Genomic DNA, 20630 nt, shown 5'->3' with positions numbered 1-20630 from the left:
ATATTGTTTTTAGTATATCGAATTTCCGCAGTTAATGTCAAAAGGCATAATCAGCAGCTTTTGAATATCCTTGAGGTGATTTTTGAAAAACCATTCTGTCGCTTTGCCGTAATTCTCCTTATTGTCGAATTCCCAATAAGAAAAATACTTAACACATTTAACAATTTTGGTTAACTCTCGAGGGGGTTCTCCACTCTGGACACCGTCAATGGTAAAAAAACGCTTGACATATTTGATATCAATACAGCCCATTTGCTGTTTTTGTTCGTCAGCTATCGTTGTTATCAATGTTTCAAATTCAATCAGTTTATCAGGGTTCACTTGAAATAACTTAACCTCAGAAAAACTATTTTTCATCTCACGCACCTCGCTGTTATATGAATAATCTCTAATTCGTACTTTAAAACTATTCTGCAATAATGATCTTCATCCAGGATCATTTATACTCTGTGGTATGATCAGGCCTTATGTTTCATCAGTTTAAATAAATCATCAATCAGAGGCAATAACAGCTTTTGGTCATGTACACTCAATGTGGAAAGTTTATTTATGAGAATGGAAAGAGCAGTATTATCAGTATTTTCTGTAGATGGCTGTATATATTTAAATAAATGCTCAAAAGAGATTTCCAAAGCATTCACAATTTTTTCCAAGCTGTCAACTGTGGCACTTTTTTCGCCTCTCTCCAACCTTCCCAAATGGGTTGCATTAATACCTGCCCTATCTCCTAATTCTTCCAGAGTCAATCCCTTTTCATTTCTTAGAATCCTTATTCTGTCACCTACAATTTTTGCAATGTCACTCACTTTTTCACCTCGTCTCTAATTAGAAAGTTAATTGTTAATGGTAAAAAACTCAATGACTCAAAAGTCGTAACATGAAATATTATGATCTTTAGGTGTTGACGTATGCATAAAAATTTTCTATAATTGAGAGGAAGGAAGATTTTAAAAGAATGAGGGGATGAATATAATGTTAGTGAATATGAGTTGGGAAGAATATCTTTTATCACTCGCCACCTGCGCAGGTATTTTTATAATTTATTGCTTGGCACATACTTTCCAAATACATAAAAAGAAAGTAGAACTGATAAAGACTTTAAATCTGCACTCATTACACAGGAAAAGAAAGAATCCCATGGATAAGACCAGCCGCTAAAATTTTGTGATGGTATATACAGTGTATTCCTCCGCCTTTTCAAAGCCCAATTTATAAGCGACTTTTTGGGAGGGCATATTATCAACAGTAGTTTCCCATAGAGGCAGAAGTCCCTTTTTCAGTTGATTGATTATGAGATGATATGAAATAAGGGTCCCGTAGCCTTTGTTTCTCTCACTGTTGCTAAAAGTATCCAGGTCAATAAAATACCTGTTTCCATGAGCAAATCCATTGTTCATACATTGAGAAATGAGTTCTCCGTTTTTCGTTACTGCCATACCAAAGACCTTTCTGCCAAACTTTTCGTATGGGTAATACTTATGATACACTTCAGGAACTATAGGCAGAATGCATTCGCAAATTTCCAGATCCCTTGTGAGTTTCTGTTCAAAATCCAATTTTTCAAATCGTTCTCTATTCAAGATAAATGTATTTTCATGATGGTTATTCACCTTGAAGTTCTTTAATGCTTCATTCAATATACTATCCCGAATGGCATTATTATCACAGTAGACTTCAAAGTCACTTTCACCGACTTCTCCAAGTATAGGAAAAATCATAGTATTTAGAACTTCCATAATAAAACTAATATGTCTTGGCAGGAATTCCGTACACGATAGGTATGACCATCTTGATAAGGCCCAAACAAGTGCAGCTCGGGGATTTTCCTTATTGTCGACAAATACTTTGCCGGGAAATCTTGAATTTATGACTGCTAATGCAGGTATTTGAAACATAGTTTTATTAAAAAAACCTTCCGCTATTGCAAATTCTTCTCTAGTTAACTCAACAGCCATATATTCTCCGTAATATTTTATAAAATTTAATGGTCAGCTATATTTTACCATATGCCTGAATCATGTAACATACATTAAATTCACCATATTCGGCAGTATCAGTACAAGCCTGGATGATCTATATTTACTTTTTCCAGAGCGGCAGCGGTTATCATTTTGCAAATTATAATTTAATAACAAATTTACTGCCGATTAAAACGCAATTTACAATAAAGTTATATGATAAGGTTGTTATAGTAATTCTTGGCTTTAGGAGGGTTACCGCATGAAGAAACTTATTTTACTGATTGGTATCCTCATAATTTTTGGTATATTTTCATATGCGGTTTTTTCTGAAGAAACCAGACAAATGATATACACACAACCGTATTTATTAAGTCTGCATCCAAAAAGTGAAATGAATATCTGTTGGCTGACAGGGGAGACTGCCCGGGAGTCTTATGTTGAATACGGGCAGGCTGAAAGCCTGGGGAAAAAAGTACCGGCCAGAGAATTCAAGATTAACGGATTGAGAAAATCGGCAACTTTGGCAGGATATAATAAGGAACCGGGGGAAAATCCATCCCTTGATGTATTTCAGGAAATAGCTGTATTAAATGACCTTACACCGGGTACAAAATACTTTTATAGAGTTGTAACAAAGTCGGGAGAGAAAATTCTAAAAGGGCGGACCTACTATTTCAAAACGGCTCCACTGCATGGAAATCAGGTGGAATATGCTCTTTTATCCGATTTCAGGAAGAAAAGTGAGATGCTTGAAACAGGGAAACAAACCGGATGGCAGAAAGTTGATTTTATAGTCAACAATACAGATATGCCGGATATGCCATGGAAAGCCGGGGAATGGTTTCAGGTAAAGGACTGTTTTATAAGCCGGGAGGAAGCAGGCAAGGAGTGGTTTACTGTAATGCAGCAGCCGGGAGAGTCTGCAAAATTGCTGCAATACGTGCCTATTTACTCATATTCGGTAAATCAAGAGCCTGAGGATCAGAGATTTGTTAAAGATAAAGGTATGGATACGGATAAAAGTAAATTGGATGCCAGCATATACATGCAGTTGTTCAGACCCTTATATTCCGAATAGGAACATGGGAAAGACGGTAAACACATTTAAAATGTTATTTACAGTAAATGTTGGCAGTGATACTATTTATTCAAGTAGGATTTGATTATTTTTGGGATTTAAAGTCGTAAGCCAATTTTGGGGTTTTTAAAACCACTCATTATATTACCCGATATTACCCGGTATAAGGATATAAAAAGGATAAGATAAGATGAAAAGAAAGACTATTGATGGAAAAGGTGTAAAAGGTAAAACAAAAAATTACCGTTGACTATGGGCAATCGGAATTATGTCTGTTTGATGATGGTTACAAAAGCTTATAAACGTTTAACAAAGGGTTCTGTGTGAACAAAGCTGCTTCACAACGCCTTATGTCACTGGTTTGTATTCATTGATTAACACATAATTTCCTTAACATAAATAAAGGCATGAAGACAGGTTGGTCCGGTCCTCATGCCTTTAACCTATATGTTTATATAAAAGTTTATTTATATCAGATGAATTTTAATCGGCTGCCTTCAGCCGTTCAGTGACCAGCTTCACCAATTTGTCGGCCGTATCCCGGTTTAGGGGCATGACCCTGCCGTGATAAATATAATATATCAGGTATGAGTGCAGAACTTCATATCCGCCCCTGTCATACTCTCCGGCAGAAGGAAGATAGCCGTTGCAGCCGTTTGTATATCCTCCGAAGCAGACAAGCTCGTTATGGCAGGCCCTGGCTGCATCCACTGCCAGTTCACACATGATTTCACTCGGAACTCCGCATAGACATCCATCATTCAGAATGAAATACTGAAGCTCCATCTCTGTACTCTGGCGCGTTATGTTCTCTCCATGCAGGCGGGCAACTTCCTCAAGCCATTGGGTGCCGTCTATGCAATGCAGCTCCATGGCTTCTGCTGAGATTGCTTCGGCCCGCTCAGGGGCTGGAACATCGGCATAAAAGAGTTCTATCTGCGAAAACATGGTCAGCTTACGGATTTCATCGGGCTGAAGCTTATGGGCGCACGGAGTAACCGCATCCATTATGGCAGATGCCATTTTGTCCAGCGCTTCCACAGAACCTTCGTATTTTGGCTTGACATTACCGCTGGCGCCTTGGGTTATCATAACTCCACAGCCGTACCGTTCTTCAAGCAGCTTTCTGGTTACCCCCACAAAATCCGAGGATATCATGTAGTTATCCTCACGGAGGACATTGCCATGAGCTGTTAACCTTAAGATGAGCAGCCGTAAATGTCCTGTATCGGCATCTGCAATTTTGAGGATATTTATACGTCTGTCCAAAACACCCGCAGCGTTTCTCCTGTTTATTCCGATATCAGCTTCAGTCACTCCCCAGGCGGCTTTAACAGGCGCAAGTGTTTTTTCGGCCTCATTTACCGCAGAAAGTACCTGTTCACATAAAAATTGAAAGTACTCCTGCTCAAGACTGATATTAGGCGCGCTGTGGGTATGGCTGAAACAGAGCATAACCTTTTCACGTGTTACATTAAGCCTGTTTGCTATCCTATCACGTAATATATTTGCATCCTCGCACATAAAGCCAATATGATCAATCGCAGCAAGGCAGCAAACCTCTTTGCCGGAATGCCATACGGAAACCTGTGCCGACAGCCTGTGCAGCACTCCTCTGGATAAATTGTCCTGACGGCCAAAGCCTACGGTCTGAACATTATATGAGGGTGTTATATCCACCGCTGCAAATCCTAGTAAAACTCTATTATTCATAACTCTGCTCCTTAATATGGTTTATTTTTATTAAAAAATAAGAAAGCAAAGTCCGAACCGGGCGGTAAAATATATACCGCTCCATGCAATTACCGCCCTTATCGGACAAGGCATGGAGCAAATACAATGCAAAGCGGTTGTGTCATATTGCCAGACTCCTCAGTATTGTAAAATTACCTGCTTATTCCATTATGGGACAACAGTAGCATGGTGTCAAGTTTAAGACGCATGGTTTTGCAGGCTGCCGCCCGGGCTGTTTTTGAATTAATGGACAAAGGGCCTGTAATGGAGTAAACTACAAACAGCAGCCTGTAATATCTAAATTCATACATTGCCGGTAGTTAAGTTTTTTTTTCGGACAATATACATTTTAGATAGTACAGACTACCGGAATAATCCATATCGGGAGGGGAATTTAATGGCACAAAATACCGAACAAAAATACAGGGCCGGAGATTCAAATCAAATAACCCGTGAATACTTTGATTCACTTTTGGTTGAAATGAGGCATATTGATTCTGTTATACCGTCTACCAAACTTGAGCTTTACGGAGAAACCTTTTCAACCCCAGTTATGACAGCCGCATTATCCCACCTTAACGGAACCCGCCCCAACGGCATGGCCGAAATGGCCAGAGGAGCCTTTAAGGCCGGAGCGGTTATGTGGACAGGTATGGGTGAAGAAGCTGAGCTTGAAGCCATAACGGCTACGGGAGCAAAAACAATTAAAATAATCAAACCTCATGCTGATAACAACGTGATTTTTAAGAAAATAGAACATGCCGAAAAGTGCGGAGTTTTTGCTCTTGGTATGGATATAGACCACTCCTTCAACAACAGCGGTCAGTACGATAATGTCCTGGGACTTCCCATGACGGGAAAAACACTTGACGAAATCAAAAGTTTTGTCAAGGCAACCAAATTGCCTTTTATTATAAAAGGAGTACTAAGCGAGCAGGATGCATATAAATGTGCCGAAGCGGGCGTAAGGGGAATAGTTGTCTCCCATCACCATGGAATAATGGACTTTGCAGTGCCGCCGCTTATGATCCTGCCCAAAATCGTAAAAGTAATAAACAAAAGTATACCGGTTTTTGCGGACTGCGGCGTTTCAAGCGGTATGGACGTATTCAAGGCCCTGGCGCTGGGAGCCGATGCCGTGTCGGTGGGTCGTGCCCTGATGCCTCTGCTGGCCGAAAGCGGAGCCGAGGGTGTGGAGCAAAAAATAAACGGTATAACCAGAGAGCTTGCCGGAGTGATGACTCGTACATGTTTTAAAAATCTCGGGAGTATAGATTCGTCAGTTATCTGGAAGAGGTAGATTTTCGGGATGCAAAAGGAGAATTCCATTTCCGAAGCAGAGGGGGCGCTCAGGAGCTTTAGCTCCGTCGAAGGGGGAGTAGTCCCCCCTGGCGAAAAGAAAATTAACTCTCCATATGCAAATAAGCTAAAATTGTGCGGAGCGAATTTTTTTACTGAGTCTTTACAAGGACAATAAAAAGGTGTTATATTTTACGTTGAATGGGTAGTATTCTCAAAGTCAATGACAAATGACCCGAGGTTACCCTCTATTGACGATGTACAATACGTTTTTGAGTGGTTAATTTGCCCTGCGGCTGCGTTGAAGCCGCTTGCCGCAAGCCAAATTATCTCACTCAAAAATCACCGACCTCACACCGAGATATTTTGACAATTTTCGAGGAGGATGGATGCAGCCTTGCTGACGCAAGGCAAGGACGACGACAAAAGAAAAGTGTCAAAATAGCCGGCGTGAGGCGTGTTATACATTGTCAACAGAGGGTATTATATTTGAATGCAATTGACTGTTGAAACTACATCAGACTTATTTATATTTATTTTTGAAGGCCAGCTCATATCCTCATGGAATGGGACTTAAAAGAGTATCGCCCCTCTTTTTTCGGGAGGTGATATTTATGAAAATAGGATTTATTGGAGCAGGAAAAGTAGGATTCAGCCTTGGTAAATATTTCCGTGAACACAATCTGGAGGTTGCGGGATATTACAGCAAAGATCCTCAATCTGCAATACAGGCGGCGGAATTTACAGGCACAATGAGCTTTAACGACATTGATGGCATTGTAGAGGCAAGTGATACTCTTTTTCTCACTGTTCCCGACGGAACAATAAAAGAAATATGGGATTGCATTGGGAAGCTGTCTATCAAAAATAAAATAATTTGTCACTGTAGTGGTTCATTATCTTCATCAGTTTTTTCAAATATTGATAATCATAATGCATATGGTTATTCTATCCATCCGCTTTTTGGAATAAGCGACAGGTTTAATTCTCACAAGGAACTGAATAAGGCCTTTTTTACCCTGGAGGGCTCGGAAGGGCGCCTGCAGGAAATGCAGATGCTTTTGAAGCAGCTGGGAAATCCAGTACAGGTTATTTCGCCTGAAAATAAGCCAAGGTACCATAGCGCTGCGGTTTTTGCCAGCAATTTTGTAGTCGCATTGGCTCAGACAGGCATTGATCTGCTCAAGGGCTGCGGTTTTGACGCGGAAAGTGCCAGTCGTGCACTGTTGCCTTTAATGACGGGCAATATTCAGAATATTGTCAGGCAGGGGACGGTACAGGCTTTGACGGGACCTGTAGAGCGCGGTGACGTGGAAACTGCGGCAAGAAATTTATCCTCTCTGGATGAAACCGACAGGCAGTTGTATATACTTCTGTCACAAAAACTGCTTGCTGTTGCGAAACAAAAAAGACCATATTTCAGCTACGACGAAATGGAAAGGATGATGGAGAAGGCCTATGAAGAATACGGTACTTTCATTTAGAGAAGCAAAACAGGAGAATAAAAAACTGACCATGCTGACGGCATATGATTATTCCACAGCCAGGCTCATGGATGAAGCGGGAATAAATGCCTTACTGGTGGGAGATTCACTGGGAATGGTAGTCCTGGGATATAAGGATACGCTGCAGGTTACAATGGACGATATACTTCACCATACCAAAGCTGTGGCAAGAGGTGCACAAAATGCTCTGGTTGTCAGTGATATGCCATTTATGTCTTATCAGACCTCGGTGTATGACGCCGTATGCAATGCGGGCCGCCTTGTCAAGGAAGGGCATGCCAATGCGGTAAAGCTTGAAGGAGGCAGCGTGGTATGCCCTCAGATCCGGGCCATAGTGGAGGCGTCAATTCCAGTTATGGCGCATATAGGTTTGACACCGCAGTCAATAAATGCATTGGGCGGTTTTAAAGTTCAGGGTAAGGGTGTGGAGGATGCCCGCAGGCTCATTGAAGAGGCCAAAGCTGTGGAAGAAGCAGGGGCTTTTGCCGTAGTGCTGGAATGTATTCCGGCAAGGCTTGCAGAAATTATCTCCAAAAGTATTTCCATTCCTACCATAGGGATCGGGGCAGGGAACGGCTGTGACGGACAGGTTTTGGTTTATCAGGACATGCTGGGCATGTTCAGCGACTTCACACCCAAGTTTGTAAGGCACTTTTCCGATATCGGCACGCAAATGAAAAAAGCTTTTGAACTATATATTTCCGAGGTTGAAAAGGGAGCTTTTCCTGCACCGGAACATTGCTTTGATATAGCAGATTCGATCATTGAAAAATTATATTGAGGAACAGCTGGAAAAACAGCTCTGGCAGAGTGAATGCAGCTGTCCCGGAAGGGAAAGGTTCGATGGAAATTGTAAAAACAATAGACGAAGTACGTAAAACCATAAAGTCATGGAAACGGGAGGGACATAGCATAGGTTTTGTGCCCACCATGGGTTACCTGCATGAAGGGCACCAAAGCCTGATCCGGAGGGCCGCCGGCCAAAACAGCCGTGTGGTTGTCAGTATATTTGTAAATCCCATGCAGTTTGGCCCCGCGGAGGATTTCAACAGCTATCCCCGTGATCTGGAACATGACAGGGCCCTTTGCGAAGCAGCGGGTGCCCACCTGATATTCCATCCCGACGCCTCTGAAATGTACCAGCCCGACTTCTGTACATTTGTGGATATGAATTCCCTGACCCGGGGACTTTGTGGGAGGAGCAGGCCGGGGCACTTCAGGGGTGTATGCACCGTTGTGAACAAATTATTCAACATTGTGGGTGCCGACAGGGCTTATTTCGGGCAGAAGGATGCACAGCAGCTTGCGGTTATCAGGCGTATGGCCCGTGACCTCAATCTGGATATTGAAATAATAGGCTGCCCCATAATCCGCGAAGACGACGGTCTGGCAAAAAGCTCCCGAAACACCTATTTAAGCCCTCAGGAGCGGAGTGCCGCATTAATACTCAGCAAATCACTGGTCAAAGGCCGGGAGCTGCTTGAGCAGGGGGAACGAAGTGCGGATAAAATCATTTCTGTTATAACCGAAAATATTAATACGGAACATATGGCGAGAATCGATTATATAGAGGTGGTGGACGCACTTTCGATGGAAAAGGCGGATTCGATAGACAGACCTGTATTGGTTGCCCTGGCGGTATTTATAGGGAAAACCCGCCTGATAGACAACTTTGTGTTCCAGCCCGGGCTGAATGAAAACATATAGTATTCAAATAGTATTCAAAAAAGGTATTTTAACAGTATTTGATAATGTTTATTTATGTTTAATAAGCTAACAATATATAAAAATATATAACAATATTTTGGAATTTTGACACAGGGGGGTTGGTATGAACATTACCATGCTTAAAGGCAAGATACATCGTGCAACTGTTGTGCAGGCCGAACTTTCATATGTCGGCAGCATTACGGTTGATGAGGAACTGCTGGAAGCAGCCGGGATTTACGAGTACGAAAAGGTCCAGGTTGTTGATATAAATAACGGAAACCGTTTTGAAACATACTGTATTGCGGGAGAACGCGGTTCGGGAATGATCTGCCTGAACGGTGCGGCAGCGAGATGTGTTCAGGTTGGCGATCTGATAATATTGATGGCCTATTGCACAATGGAGCCGGAGGAGGCGAAGAATCACAAGCCTGCAGTTGTTTTTGTAGACCATAAAAATAAAATACGGAAGATTACCGCTTATGAAAAGCACGGACAGCTGGACATGTGAAAAAAGCTCGTATAAAAGTACAGCCTGAAGCAGCGCAAATTTCAGGCATGTACTTTTATAGAGCTGCACTTACAGCTCAACTACTTTTGTAGCAATATTCCTGCGGAATTCAATATCATGCTCTACAAACAGGATTGTAGGGGTGTATTCCAGCAGCAGTTCCTCAATTTGCATACGGGAAAGCACATCTATAAAATTCAAAGGTTCGTCCCATATATGCAAATGGACCTTTTCACAAAGACTTCGGGCTATCAGAACTTTTTTCTTCTGTCCTCCGCTGAAATCAGACATGTCCTTTTCAAACTGAACCCTTGAGAAGTCAAGCTTTCTCAGAATAGCCTTAAATAAACTTTCGTCAATGTCATTTTCCCTTGCATAGCCGGTCAGATTTCCATTAAGGTGAGAGGTATCCTGGGAAACATAGGATATTTTCAGCTGGCTTGCGCGCCTGAAAGTGCCTGTGTATGAAATATCTTCTCCGCATATTAGCTTGATCAGGCTGGATTTTCCCGAGCCGTTCCTGCCGCTCAGGGCTATTCTGTCGCCTTTTTCTATATTGAAGCTCACTCCCCGGCAGGCCGTTTTTTCACCATAGAAGATGGATACGTCATCAAGTTCTGCAAGCCGGTCGGAATGATAGTCCAGCTGCGAAATCTTCAACTTCTCGGTGTTTTCAATATTTTTCAGGAGCCTGGACTTTTCTTCAATGGCCGACTGCTGTCTTTCCTGTATCGATTTTGAACGGCTCATCATTTTCTTTGCTTTTGCTGCCTCATATGGCCTGCGTCCGGCGCTTTTTTCGGTCTTTGTGGGGTCAAAGCCTATTTTTCTGGCCTCAGCCCTGTCAGACCAGTCGGAAGTGCGTTTTGCCGCAGAAGCCAGCCTTTGGATATCTTTTTTCAGCTTTTCGTTTTCGGCAAGCTCAAAGTTATCCTGTAATTCCTTGTTTGCCCACCAGGAAGAAAAGTTGCCCCTCTGTATTTCTATATTTGTTTTGTTGATTGACAGGATGTGATCCACGCAGTTGTCCAGAAACGCCCTGTCATGTGAAACAAGTATGAATCCATGCTTGGATTTCAGGTAGCCGCTGACGATTTGTCTTGCATTCATATCCAGGTGGTTTGTGGGCTCGTCAATCAGCAGAAAGCTGTTTTCCTTTAGGAACAGGGCAGCCAGCAGGACTTTTGTCTGTTCTCCGTTTGAAAGAGTGCTGAACGGGCGGTACAAAACATCATCGGAAACCTCCAGCAGGGAGAGTTCGCGCATAACCTCCCAATGAACATAATCCGGACATATCTCCTCAATCACATCAATTGTATTTATTTCCCTGTTTTTAACCTCGAAAGGGAAGTACTCAAAATTTACCTTTGCGGAAATCTTACCGCTGTATTCGTATTTGCTGAGCAGCAGATTGAGGAAGGTGGTTTTCCCCCTGCCGTTCCTGCCGGTGAAACCCAATTTCCAATCCGTGTCTATTTGAAAGCTCACATTTTCAAATATGTTATCATAACTGCCGTCATAGGCAAAAGTCAGGTTTGTAACATTTATTAAAGACATAAAAATCCTCCTCCTGCACCTATATACAAGTATGCCTCAATCTTAAAATGAAATATAAAAGCTGCAAGAAAGTAAATTCTTGCAGCTCAAAATATAACACAGCCAGGCCCTGTTGCGGCAGGACGGAGATATACGGTTGAGTGATAAGAATTCAGTAACTTTCCTGCATAACACCATAAAAACAAGCGCACTTCACCCTGCGTTGTCTTATCGGCATCAAAATACAAGAAAAATTACTTCATCTTTTCAACTCCAATCATTTGTTTGTAAAAATAATATAACATACCGGAATTTTAAATTCAACATACAAAACATAGAACTTTTTTCATGTATGTTTAAGCCCGAAGTCCGATTGGTATAATGATAATATTAAAATTAAAAAGCCTAAAAACTTTCCGGCAGGATAAAGGAGATGCCTATGCAGAAAATAGTTCCTCATTTATGGTACGACAAAGAGGCTAAGGAAGCGGCCTTGTTTTATATCAGTTTGTTTGAGCAGTCCCGGCTTTTAAATGTGACAGTAATCGGAGACACACCTTCCGGAGATTCGGAAATCGTGGATTTCGAGTTGGCCGGACAGCGGTTTTCTGCCATAAGTGCAGGACCTTATTTTAGATTTAATCCGTCAATTTCACTTATGGTGGCATGTGAATCGGTAGAAGAAGTAAATATCAAGTGGAAGGCATTGTCCGAGGGCGGTTCAGAATTGATGCCGCTTGGAGAATACCCTTTCAGCAGGTGGTACGGCTGGGTACAGGATAAATATGGTTTATCCTGGCAGTTAATGTTTACGGAAAATATACAAAACGTTCAAAAGATAACACCAAATATGCTTTTTTCCAATGAAGTCTGCGGAAAAGCCGAGGAAGCCGTAAAATATTATACGGGTATATTTGAGGACTCTGAGACAGGAACGGTCAGCAGATATGGCGAAGGTGAGGCAGAGAACTCAAAGGCCGAAGTCAATTATGCCGGCTTCAAATTGGACGGGTTCAGCTTATCGGCAATGGATAATGCATATGATACCGACTTCGGCTTTAACGAGGCATTCTCACTTATGGTTTATTGCAAGGATCAAAAAGAGATTGATTATTTCTGGGATAGGCTGTCTGCTGTTCCCGAAGCCGAACAGTGCGGCTGGCTAAAGGACAGGTTTGGAGTTTCATGGCAGATTGTGCCTGAATACATGGACAATATCTTATTTAATGGGTCGGAGGCTGAAATACGGAGAGTAACTGAGGCATTCCTCAAAATGAAGAAATTTGACCTGGAAGCTTTGGAAAAGGCCAGGAAGGGAGACTGAAGGAGTGTGCCGAACTTATTCTGGTATATTTGTCTTGCTGTTACAGGTGTGGGAATTACCGCAATAAGTATGTATTTGAAAAGAAATACTTACAGGGTTTCCACACTTATTGTTTTTTATCTTTTTGCGGCTGGCACTGCTTGGATAGGCGAGTTTATAGTACTTGGCCTGTTTGATTCATATGCCTATAAAACAGGATTTTTTGACAACCCCTGGGCACAAAATTTACTGGGGCATCTTCTTCTGAACACCACGGTTTACCCTGCTGTTGCGGTTGTAATGGCGGCTTTTTCACTCCGCTTCGGCTGGATATCGACAGTTACGGCTTTCTATCTGGCAATAGAATATTTGTTTGTTAAACAGGGGTTATATGAACACCATTGGTGGAGATATCACATGACTGCAATTACAACGGTTGTATTTCTGGCAATCGCCAAACTGTGGTTTGATAAATTGATTTTAAAACAATACGGGGCAATAAGGACAATAACCTTTTACTTTGTTGCAATGCTTATAGTACACACTCCTGCTCCGGTCCTTCTGCTTATGGGAAAATTACATTACAGTCTTGGTTTTGTAGACAATTATTTCAAGGACTTATATTTATCCAGTACCATAATCATATTTTTTTATCATATGTTTGAATCTTTTTTATTAGTGGTTTTCACATGTGTTCTAAAAAAGTGGTATTGGAAAATCGTTCCCTTCATAATTTCTATAGCAGTTCAAAGTTTATTTGTAAAAATGAACATTCTGGTTTTCAATGAAGGTTGGGGACTATTCGGTACACTTGTTATTTATGAATTATTTATTGCAGTCTTTATTATGATGGAAAAATTTACTTTGGTTCCCTCTGGCCGTTATATCCGAAAAATTGCATAATACCACCCGGTAATAACATCAGTTCGCAGTGATTGATTTTGAGAATAATGCATAAATTGACACAGACATATATCTCATGTTAACATGAATTTGTGACTAGGTTATTGGAATCCCTGCCGTGTAAATGTTAACTTAAATGAATATAACGAGGCACACGGATGTTACCACCTCAACAGGTGAAAGGCTGCCAAAGGTAGCCTTTGCGTAACTTTGGCCTTAAAGGCGGTGAGTATATCCATGTGCGTTATAGTAACGGAAGGAGTGTTTCATATACTTAATTTGAAGCATTGTTTCTCATTCTCAACTTCTACGTTGAGGTTTAAAATAATTTTCGGTTTTGTGCTTATAACCGTACCTCTATTGCTCATCCTCATATGTAACAACTGGTATGCCATGAAGGTGGTATGCGATCAGGTCGCAGCCTCCAATAAAAGTATCGTGCAGTTACACAGCAACCAGGTTGACAACATACTGAAGGATATGGAAAAATATCTTCACAGCATGGCTTTCCAGGATCCAAACATCATATATATAGGATCTAATCCAACCACCACTATAGAGGACTATGTAGCCAATGTAAATCTATCAAATAAATTTCAGAAGGATGTTTTTGAATATAGTTATGCCAATGCCATATTTTTGTATAAGCCCAATTCCAGGGAACTTATTATGGCTCCTCAGCAGCAGGGCGATTATGATGAAATCGCCGCAAAACTGGGCGATATCCTCAGGGACCCCGATATTTGCAAGCAGCTTGTGAACAGCTGGCAGCAGTTTGATCTGAAGGGACAGAAATTCCTGCTTAAATTGACAGATACAGGCTATGAAACATATATCGGAGTATGGGTGAACCTGGACGATTTGCTTAAGCCCATACGGTTTCTTGAGTTCAGTGACAACTCCCAGGTGATGTTTGCATCTTCAAAAGGTGAAGTACTTACAAAGAATACGACTGTGCATCCGTCAAAAACCTTTGGCCGGGAACTGCTTCAGAAAGCTTTGACCGATAGTTCCAAACCTTATACAATACTAAAAAGTGAAAATGACGGCGCTGATTCAATGATTGTAGACATCCACTCGGATGTGTCGGAGCTTTATTTAGTTGTTGTACTTCCCGTAAATGCTCTTGTAGAAAAGCTGACAGCCTTTCAAAGAGTAGTTTATGTGACCCCGTTTGCGGCAGCGGTTTTTTTGGCCATATTTTTGTTTTATCTGCAAAAAGAGATTGCTTCTCCTGTAAAGAAACTGCTCAGAGGAATGGGGAAAATCCAGGCGGGGGATCTCACTGCGCGTATTGAACCGTCTAAATTATCAGAGTTCAACTCCATAAACAATGCCTTCAACAATATGGCCCATGAGGTCCAGTACCTCAAAAACGGTATTTATGAAGAACAGTTAAGGGTACAAAAGGCAGAGATGAAGGAACTGCAGGCGCAGATTTATCCGCATTTCTTCGCCAATTGTCTTAACCTTGTGTATTCACTGGCGCAGGTCAGGGAAACCGAGCTGGTCAAGCAGCTTACCCTGCATATGGTCCGTTACTTGAGATTTATGATGCGCACAAACCGTACACTTGTCACATTATCAGAGGAACTGGAACATATCAGTAATTATCTGAGTATTCAGAAAATACGGTTTCCAAAGGCCTTTGACTATAATATAGAAATTGAGGAGGAACTGGGGACTGTACCAGTTCCGGCGTTTATACTTCAGCCTTTTGTGGAAAACTCAATGGAGCATGGTTTCTGCTACAGGGAAGATCTGCCGTTTTATATAAAGGTTGAAGCAAGGCTGAATACCGGGGGCAACGAGAAATATATTTCCATCAGAATTGAAGATAACGGAAAGGGTTTTCCGCCCGAAATAATATCGGAGTTTCAAACAGAAGACTACTTTAACAAGGGATTTGACAAGCATTTAGGTATCTGGAATGTTCAACGCCGCTGTCAATTGTATTACCACTCGGAGGTAAAAATATCCTTTTTTAACAATACCGGGGGCGGAGCGGTTGTTGAGATGGCATTACCGGTATCGGAAACAGCGTTGGGGAGGGATCAGTGTGTTTAGTGTTTTAGTTGTTGATGATGAGATTTATGCAGTAAAGGGTATCGTTGACGGTATTGATTGGGAAAAGCTGGGCGTTGCAGAGGTATTTGAGGCCTATCATGCAAGAGAGGCCAAGGCAATACTTGAAAGCAAACCGGTTGATTTAATTATATGTGATATAAATATGCCTGAGGAGAACGGACTCCAGCTTTTGGAGTGGGCCAAAGAACAGTTCCCGGAGCTGGAAGCGGTGTTTCTGACCTGCCATACCGATTTCAATTATGTCCGTAAAGCCCTTCAGCTGGGAAGCTGTGATTATTTATTAAAGCCGGTCATTTATGAAGAAATGGAGGAGGTCCTCCGCAAAAATTTTGACAGGCTGATAAAGGAACGGACCAACCAGGAGAGCATGGAAAGCTTCAAGAGGTTCTATAATATTGAGGAACAATGGAAAAGTCTGCTTGGAAATGCCGGCACCGAAGAAGCCGGTGACCTGATAGATCAGACCATGGACTGGATTTCCTGCAGAAAAGACAACAAAGGGACTCTCATAAAAGTCTATCAAAGTATTTTGCAGACAGCAGTTTTTGTACAGAAGAAAAAAGGTATGCCGCTGGATAATTTAAGCAGTCTTGAACTGAGCATGGACGGACATGAAATTACCTGCAGTGATGAGCAGTTTAAGCAATGGATGGAAAATATCATAAAGGTTGTCTGTACAAACGCCGGAAACAACGAGAACCGGTACCAGAAAAACAGCATAGTCCATGAACTGCAGAGGTATATACAGCAGAATCTCAACAGGAAGCTGACCCGTGAGGAATTGTCGGAATACGTTCATTTGAACGAGTCATACCTTTCCAGGCTGTTCCATAAGGAAACAGGCATGTCCCTGTCGGACTATATTTTACAGGAGCGTATGAAATTGGCCAAGGTACTTATATCCGAATCGGATATGCCCATATATGGCATAGCAAATCAGCTTTGCTACGATAATTTTTCCTATTTTGCAAAGATGTTCAAGAAGGTTTATAACCTCACACCCCAGGAATACAGGAAAAAATACTTCAGTCAGCCCGTATGACTGCAGAGCCTGGACTAATTTAAAACTGGCATTATGAGTTAATTTACTTACTGTGAAGGGGCTGGTGCACAATGAATAAATTTTATTCACTCGGGCACCAGTTCCTTTTTTTGTGCGAATTATACAAATCTCATCTTGAAAAAGAGGTAACAATTGTTACATATGATGTCACGGATATGGTAGAGTCAACTTCACATGAGGTTATATAATACAAACATAGATTCCAGGCAACCAGTCACAATTGAATTTACAGGAGACCTTTCAAATGGATACAATCGTTAAAGTTGAAAGCAACAGGATCAGCTCTATCAAAAGACGGAACATGTGGAATGCCGTATTGCGGCACAAGGTGCTTTATCTTTTGATGCTGCCGGGTATAATTTATATGCTGCTGAATAATTATATCCCGATGTTTGGTATTATAATTGCCTTTAAAAATTATAACTTTGAAGATGGATTTTTGTTCAGCCCTACGGTTGGTTTTGATAATTTCAGATATCTGTTTGAAACGCCTGACGCATTTATAATGACCCGGAATACTTTGGGCTACAATGCTGTTTTCATAGTGGTCAATTTAGTCATGTCGGTAACCATGGCAATTTTATTAAATGAAGTACGCAACCGTTATTCAAAGAGATTTTACCAGAGCGCGGTACTGCTTCCGTTCTTTCTGTCGGCAGTAATTGTTGCATATCTGGTATATTCGCTGCTGAATCCTGATTCCGGACTTGTCAACAGGTACATATTGAAATCTTTTGGCGTCGAACCCATATCATGGTATCTGGAGCCAAAATACTGGCCCTTTATACTGGTTATAACAAATGCATGGAAAAACGTGGGATATGGCAGCATTATATACATCTCGGCAATGACCGGGATAGATACGGAATATTATGAAGCCGCCACAATAGACGGTGCCAGGAAATGGCAGCAGGTCAAATATATAACTATCCCCCTGCTGGTGCCTGTTATGGTAATTATGACAATTCTCTCCATAGGAAGAATATTCTATTCGGATTTCGGTCTGTTTTACCAGCTTCCAATGGGTTCCGGCACCCTGCTGCCCGTAACAAATGTTATTGATACATATGTGTACAACAGCCTTGTAAACATGGGAGATATCGGTATGTCATCGGCAGCGGGCTTTTACCAGTCGGTGGTGGGTTTCCTGCTGGTGCTCACTACAAATCTGGTGGTTCGTAAAATCAGTCCGGAAAATGCTCTATTCTAGCGAATATATAATTATTTATTCAAACAAATTCGGGTAAATCTTAATTAAATGTGCAGTAAATGTTCCGGTTAAATTAAAAAAGGCTCACATCCATCAACGGCTTATGGAGGTCGGTAAAAAATGAAAAATAACAGAACTCACTGGTTAATACATGTTATATTCATATTTTGTTCTGCTGCGGCAATCCTACCGGTACTGCTGGTAGTTGCAATATCATTTTCCAGCGAGGATTCAATAAATAAATACGGGTACTCGCTGTTACCCCATGAATTTTCAACCTATGCCTATCAGTACATATTCAATGATCCGCATGTTTTATTAAGAGCTTACGGCAATACTATCTTTGCAACTGTTGTAGGGACTCTGACCTGTATGATAATAACTTCTGCACTGGCTTATCCGCTCTCCAGAAAGAGCATGCCATTCAGAAAGTTCTTCACAATGTTTGTGGTGCTGACCATCCTATTCAATGGCGGTCTGGTTCCCTGGTATATCGTAATGAAAAATTATCTGCACTTTAGCGACAATATTTGGGCTCTGGTTGTTCCGGGGCTTCTCCTCAACGGATTCAACGTGTTGATAATGAGAACGTTCTTTCTGAATACAATACCGGGAGAACTTCTGGAGGCGGCCAATATGGATGGCGCAGGCGAGTTCAGGATATTTGCCCAGATAGTCATACCCCTGTCCAAGCCGGTATATGCCACCATAGGATTGTTCGCCACGCTGGCATACTGGAATGACTGGTATAACAGTATGATTTTCCAGGTCAATCACGATAACTACAGTATGCAGTACGTTTTACAGAGTATTTTGCTGAACATCCAGTATCTGGCACAAAACACCAAGAGCAATAACATGTCGGCTTCTCTGGCCTCCCTTCCGCAGGAGACCTCCAGAATGGCCATGGCAATCGTGGCAATAGGTCCCATAATATTTGCATATCCCTTCTTCCAGAAGTACTTTATAAAGGGATTGACTATTGGAGCGGTGAAAGGATAATACAGGTAAAGGCCTGATTATTAATACAGTTTTATATGGAGGGTATAAAATGAAAAAAAGGATTGGAACTTTGTTATTGGCAGTTTCATTCTCAGTTACCATGGCTCTCTCGGGATGCGGCAGTTCAACCACATCTTCAGCTACGAGCACTTCAACTGAAACAGCTGCTGTATCGACTGGAGCTGCCGAATCAACCGCTGCTGCATCGACCGAAGCAGGCGCGATTGATCCCAAGACATTGAAACCCGTAAAGCTTGTTTTTGTGACAATGGGTGAAACTCCTAAAAATTTGGCGGCAGTAAATGAAGAAGCGAGTAAATATCTGACAGAGAAAATAAACGCTACTTTGGAATACCGTCCGATTTCATGGGGAAATTACGCTAATAAAGTTAATCTTATGTTTGCTTCAGGTGAGAAATTTGATTTGATGTTTACTGCATCCTGGATGTTTGAAGCGCAGTTCGCAGCAAAGAAACAAATTCTTGCAGTAGATGATTTGATTGCACAATATGCTCCCGATTATCTGGCAACAGTTCCTCAGGATGTTAGAGAAGCCGGCTTTATAGGAGGCAAGGCTTATGGTCTTACAGGCTACAAGGAATGGGCTGCCGATAAAGGTTTGATTTTCAATAAGGAAATAGCAGACAAATACGGTATCAGCGCCGATACAGTCAAGACATGGTCCGACCTGACTCCCTACCTCGAAAAAATAAAAAAGGGCGAACCCGGAATGACTCCTCTGGCAGCAAGATCTGAAAACTCACCAATGGTTCAGATGATGGCTATCAATGCCTATGATACTCTTGGTGACGGACCGGGCTGCATCAGCAGAACGGCTGGTGACACAAAGGTTGTAAACATGTTTGAACAGCAGGATTTCATGGACGCTGCCAAATTAACCCGCGAATGGTTTACAAAGGGCTATATAAATAAAGATGCTGCTTCAACAACACAGATGGAATACCTGGCTGTTAAAGCTAAAAAAGCAGCAGGTTACGGCCAGTCAGGAAAACCGGGCATAGCATCACAGGAGGGCCGCCAGTGCGGTATGCCTGTAATCTATATCCCGATGGATAAGCCGTATATGACCACGAGTGACGCAGCAAGTGCCATACTTGCAGTACCAAGCACAGCAAACGATCCTGCGCGTTCTGTAATGTTCGCAAACCTGCTCCATAAGGACAAATACCTTGTTAACCTGCTGAACTGGGGTATTGAAGGTAAGGACTATGTGAAAGCCGATGAAAATACCATCAAGTATCCGGATGGAATGACAGCTGAAAATTCAACTTATAACCTGAATATGAGCTGGCTGATGGGTGACGTAACACTTAACTATCTGTGGGAATCGGATGAGAAGGATATTTACGACCAGTACAAGAAGTTTAACGACAGCGCCGACAGATCGGCAGCTCTCGGTTTCAGTTTTGATCCAACACCTGTAAAGAACGAAGTTGCTGCTTACAATAACGTAATCAAGCAGTACACAGGTGCCATATATTCAGGGTCGGTAGACCCCGCAACAACAATTCCGAAGTTTAATGACGCCTTAAAGGCAGCCGGAATGGAAAAAGTTATTGCAGAGAAACAAAAACAGCTGGATGAATTTGTAGCAGCTAAAAAGAAATAATTAATGCTCTTTACTGAAAGGTTGGTTGGCACAGCTGGTTCTGTGCCAACCTTCTTTAGTTTAATGAAGTAAATATTTATAAAAAATGTAATTGTAATAC

General features: G+C 41.8%; 18 protein-coding genes. 13 read left to right on the top strand and 5 right to left on the bottom strand.

Annotated elements, in window-relative coordinates; genetic code table 11:
- Positions 1–9: 9 nt before the first annotated feature.
- The 3 genes from CTER_RS06875 to CTER_RS06860 all read right to left on the bottom strand — a co-directional run bounded on the left by CTER_RS06875 (position 10) and on the right by CTER_RS06860 (position 1955).
- Positions 10–357 (bottom strand): hypothetical protein, encoded by a 348-nt coding sequence (locus CTER_RS06875; protein WP_004624718.1) that lies wholly within the window; start codon positions 355–357, stop codon positions 10–12.
- A gap of 101 nt (positions 358–458) precedes the next feature.
- Positions 459–806: a helix-turn-helix domain-containing protein gene (locus CTER_RS06870; protein ID WP_004624622.1), complete on the bottom strand. Its 348-nt coding sequence runs from the start codon at positions 804–806 to the stop codon at positions 459–461.
- 348 nt (positions 807–1154) lie between these two features.
- Positions 1155–1955, bottom strand: coding sequence for a GNAT family N-acetyltransferase (locus CTER_RS06860; RefSeq protein ID WP_004624708.1), 801 nt, complete (start codon positions 1953–1955; stop codon positions 1155–1157).
- 265 nt (positions 1956–2220) lie between these two features.
- Here CTER_RS06860 and CTER_RS06855 point away from each other — a divergent pair, with 265 nt between their 5' ends.
- Positions 2221–3039 carry a fibronectin type III domain-containing protein gene (locus CTER_RS06855; RefSeq protein WP_004624538.1) on the top strand — a complete coding sequence of 273 codons (819 nt, stop codon included), beginning with the start codon at positions 2221–2223 and terminating at the stop codon, positions 3037–3039.
- A gap of 483 nt (positions 3040–3522) precedes the next feature.
- Here CTER_RS06855 and CTER_RS06850 read toward each other — a convergent pair whose 3' ends face one another.
- On the bottom strand, positions 3523–4752 hold the full coding sequence (locus CTER_RS06850; RefSeq protein WP_004624630.1) for a hypothetical protein: 1230 nt from the start codon (positions 4750–4752) through the stop codon (positions 3523–3525).
- A gap of 418 nt (positions 4753–5170) precedes the next feature.
- Here CTER_RS06850 and CTER_RS06845 point away from each other — a divergent pair, with 418 nt between their 5' ends.
- The 5 genes from CTER_RS06845 to panD all read left to right on the top strand — a co-directional run bounded on the left by CTER_RS06845 (position 5171) and on the right by panD (position 9795).
- Complete coding sequence (locus tag CTER_RS06845; protein WP_004624613.1) at positions 5171–6073, top strand: alpha-hydroxy acid oxidase; 903 nt, start codon at positions 5171–5173, stop codon at positions 6071–6073.
- A 613-nt stretch (positions 6074–6686) separates the two neighbouring features.
- Positions 6687–7556: a Rossmann-like and DUF2520 domain-containing protein gene (locus CTER_RS06840; protein WP_004624701.1), complete on the top strand. Its 870-nt coding sequence runs from the start codon at positions 6687–6689 to the stop codon at positions 7554–7556.
- Positions 7531–8358 (top strand): 3-methyl-2-oxobutanoate hydroxymethyltransferase, encoded by an 828-nt coding sequence (gene panB / locus CTER_RS06835; protein WP_004624562.1) that lies wholly within the window; start codon positions 7531–7533, stop codon positions 8356–8358. Before CTER_RS06840 ends, panB begins: the two co-directional genes overlap by 26 nt.
- 62 nt (positions 8359–8420) lie before the next feature.
- A complete protein-coding gene (gene panC / locus CTER_RS06830; protein ID WP_004624654.1) occupies positions 8421–9284 on the top strand; it encodes a pantoate--beta-alanine ligase in 864 nt (287 codons plus the stop codon).
- Between the two features lie 124 nt (positions 9285–9408).
- Positions 9409–9795 (top strand): aspartate 1-decarboxylase, encoded by a 387-nt coding sequence (gene panD / locus CTER_RS06825; RefSeq protein ID WP_004624566.1) that lies wholly within the window; start codon positions 9409–9411, stop codon positions 9793–9795.
- A gap of 69 nt (positions 9796–9864) precedes the next feature.
- Here panD and abc-f read toward each other — a convergent pair whose 3' ends face one another.
- On the bottom strand, positions 9865–11352 hold the full coding sequence (abc-f, locus tag CTER_RS06820) for a ribosomal protection-like ABC-F family protein (protein ID WP_004624672.1): 1488 nt from the start codon (positions 11350–11352) through the stop codon (positions 9865–9867).
- Between the two features lie 418 nt (positions 11353–11770).
- Here abc-f and CTER_RS06815 point away from each other — a divergent pair, with 418 nt between their 5' ends.
- The 7 genes from CTER_RS06815 (at position 11771) to CTER_RS06785 (ending at position 20530) form a co-directional block, all read left to right on the top strand.
- Positions 11771–12655 carry a VOC family protein gene (locus CTER_RS06815; RefSeq protein ID WP_004624715.1) on the top strand — a complete coding sequence of 295 codons (885 nt, stop codon included), beginning with the start codon at positions 11771–11773 and terminating at the stop codon, positions 12653–12655.
- 6 nt (positions 12656–12661) lie between these two features.
- On the top strand, positions 12662–13537 hold the full coding sequence (locus CTER_RS06810; protein ID WP_004624696.1) for a hypothetical protein: 876 nt from the start codon (positions 12662–12664) through the stop codon (positions 13535–13537).
- Positions 13538–13774: 237 nt separating this feature from the next.
- The gene (locus CTER_RS06805; RefSeq protein WP_004624605.1) at positions 13775–15604 is read left to right on the top strand and encodes a sensor histidine kinase; all 1830 of its coding nucleotides are present in this window, start codon (positions 13775–13777) and stop codon (positions 15602–15604) included.
- Entirely contained in the window at positions 15597–16667 is a 1071-nt protein-coding gene (locus CTER_RS06800; RefSeq protein ID WP_004624693.1) for a response regulator transcription factor, read from the top strand. The genes CTER_RS06805 and CTER_RS06800 overlap by 8 nt, the downstream gene beginning before the upstream one ends.
- A 265-nt stretch (positions 16668–16932) precedes the next feature.
- Entirely contained in the window at positions 16933–17898 is a 966-nt protein-coding gene (locus CTER_RS06795) for an ABC transporter permease (protein ID WP_004624555.1), read from the top strand.
- 120 nt (positions 17899–18018) lie between these two features.
- Positions 18019–18900, top strand: coding sequence for a carbohydrate ABC transporter permease (locus CTER_RS06790; RefSeq protein WP_004624564.1), 882 nt, complete (start codon positions 18019–18021; stop codon positions 18898–18900).
- A 49-nt stretch (positions 18901–18949) separates the two neighbouring features.
- Positions 18950–20530, top strand: a complete 1581-nt coding sequence (locus CTER_RS06785; protein ID WP_004624643.1) for an ABC transporter substrate-binding protein — start codon at positions 18950–18952, stop codon at positions 20528–20530.
- The last annotated feature ends 100 nt before the right edge of the window (positions 20531–20630 follow it).

The sequence above is a fragment of the Ruminiclostridium cellobioparum subsp. termitidis CT1112 genome, assembly GCF_000350485.1.
GTDB lineage: Bacteria > Bacillota > Clostridia > Acetivibrionales > DSM-1351 > Ruminiclostridium > Ruminiclostridium termitidis.
The sequence above is the reverse complement of the archived record's forward strand: the minus strand, read 5'-3'. Positions and strand labels throughout refer to the sequence as shown.

Excerpts from the sequence above, each read along its gene's own strand:
- CTER_RS06875 (WP_004624718.1), bottom strand. The coding sequence starts at position 357 with ATGAAAAATAGTTTTTCTGAGGTTAAGTTATTTCAAGTGAACCCTGAT.
- CTER_RS06860 (WP_004624708.1), bottom strand. The coding sequence starts at position 1,955 with ATGGCTGTTGAGTTAACTAGAGAAGAATTTGCAATAGCGGAAGGTTTT.
- CTER_RS06855 (WP_004624538.1), top strand. The coding sequence starts at position 2,221 with ATGAAGAAACTTATTTTACTGATTGGTATCCTCATAATTTTTGGTATA.
- CTER_RS06850 (WP_004624630.1), bottom strand. The coding sequence starts at position 4,752 with ATGAATAATAGAGTTTTACTAGGATTTGCAGCGGTGGATATAACACCC.
- CTER_RS06845 (WP_004624613.1), top strand. The coding sequence starts at position 5,171 with ATGGCACAAAATACCGAACAAAAATACAGGGCCGGAGATTCAAATCAA.
- CTER_RS06840 (WP_004624701.1), top strand. The coding sequence starts at position 6,687 with ATGAAAATAGGATTTATTGGAGCAGGAAAAGTAGGATTCAGCCTTGGT.
- panB (WP_004624562.1), top strand. The coding sequence starts at position 7,531 with ATGAAGAATACGGTACTTTCATTTAGAGAAGCAAAACAGGAGAATAAA.
- panC (WP_004624654.1), top strand. The coding sequence starts at position 8,421 with ATGGAAATTGTAAAAACAATAGACGAAGTACGTAAAACCATAAAGTCA.
- panD (WP_004624566.1), top strand. The coding sequence starts at position 9,409 with ATGAACATTACCATGCTTAAAGGCAAGATACATCGTGCAACTGTTGTG.
- abc-f (WP_004624672.1), bottom strand. The coding sequence starts at position 11,352 with ATGTCTTTAATAAATGTTACAAACCTGACTTTTGCCTATGACGGCAGT.
- CTER_RS06815 (WP_004624715.1), top strand. The coding sequence starts at position 11,771 with ATGCAGAAAATAGTTCCTCATTTATGGTACGACAAAGAGGCTAAGGAA.
- CTER_RS06805 (WP_004624605.1), top strand. The coding sequence starts at position 13,775 with ATGTGCGTTATAGTAACGGAAGGAGTGTTTCATATACTTAATTTGAAG.
- CTER_RS06795 (WP_004624555.1), top strand. The coding sequence starts at position 16,933 with ATGGATACAATCGTTAAAGTTGAAAGCAACAGGATCAGCTCTATCAAA.
- CTER_RS06790 (WP_004624564.1), top strand. The coding sequence starts at position 18,019 with ATGAAAAATAACAGAACTCACTGGTTAATACATGTTATATTCATATTT.
- CTER_RS06785 (WP_004624643.1), top strand. The coding sequence starts at position 18,950 with ATGAAAAAAAGGATTGGAACTTTGTTATTGGCAGTTTCATTCTCAGTT.